The following is a 1,085-nucleotide window of genomic DNA, read 5'->3' as shown; positions in this document are numbered from 1 at the left end:
AGTCCCGAGCAGTCGACCACGGCGGAGGCCGCACATCTCGGCCTGGACCCTGCCGCCCACGGTCTGCTCGGCGCGGCCGTGGACCTCGCGGGCGGCCGAAGCGGCAAACTGTTCACCGGACGGCTCTCCGGCCGGGCCCAGCCCTGGCTGGCCGAACAACCGGACCTCGACCACCGGACACCCGTCCCGGCGTCCGTCTTCGTCGAGCTCGGCCTGCACGTCGGCGACGTACTCGACTGCGCCGCTCTCGAAACCCTCACGATCCACGCCCCTCTGCTGCTCGACGAGGGCCGGGCAGCACACCTCCAAGTCGTCACTGCTCCGACGGCGGCCGGCGATGGGCGGCACACGTTCTCCGTGCACGCACGACCCGAGGGCCTCGACGCCCCCTGGACGCTGCATGCCGAGGGCCTCGTCGGCCACGGCACGATCTCCGAGGCCCCGCCCGCGCAGGCCTGGCCACCGGCCGGTGCGGAGGAGGCCGAGGCGGGTGAGGCCCACGAACTCGCCCTCCAGGACGTCACCGCACTCTGGCGCCACGAAGGCGACGTCCACGCGGAGCTGATGCCCACGCTGGACGGCGAGTTCGACACCTCCGGGTTCCTCCTGCACCCGCTGCTCTGGGAGTGGGCGGCACAGCTGGCCCGCTACGCGGCGGACAGCGAGGAAGTGGCCCAGCGCGCGGTGATGTCCTGGTCGGGAGTGCGGGTGTACGCCGAGGGCGCCGACGTGCTCCGGGTCAGTGTGCGCCGTACCGACAAGGACGTCTTCGCCCTGCACCTGGCTGACCACAGCGGCCGGACGGTGGCCACGGTCGACGCGATCACCCTGGGCGAGGCGGTCCCTGAGCAGCCCAGGCCGGGCGGGGGCGAAGCCCTCTACCGGGTCGACTGGACACCGGCCGCCCTCCCCGAGGCCACGTCTCCGATCCGCTGGGGCAGCCTCGGCGGACAGCGGCCCGCGGACCTCGCGACGCTGGATCCGACAGCCGTGGATGCGGTGTTGGTCCCGGTCGGGCCGGCCGATGGTCTGTCGGGTGGCGAGCCTGGTGATGTGTCGGGTGGTGTGCCGGGTGGTGTGCTGGA

Annotated in this window: 1 protein-coding gene; it reads left to right on the top strand. The window is 73.2% G+C overall.

Going from position 1 to position 1,085, the window contains the following annotated elements:
* The coding region (locus QIS99_RS32140; RefSeq protein ID WP_282517289.1) for a polyketide synthase dehydratase domain-containing protein at positions 1-1,085 on the top strand (1,085 nt) is incomplete at both ends.

This window comes from Streptomyces solicavernae (genome assembly GCF_029968095.1).
In the GTDB taxonomy this organism is placed as follows: Bacteria; Actinomycetota; Actinomycetes; order Streptomycetales; family Streptomycetaceae; genus Streptomyces; species Streptomyces solicavernae.
Note: the sequence above shows the minus strand (reverse complement) of the source record. Positions and strands in the feature narration are given on the sequence as shown.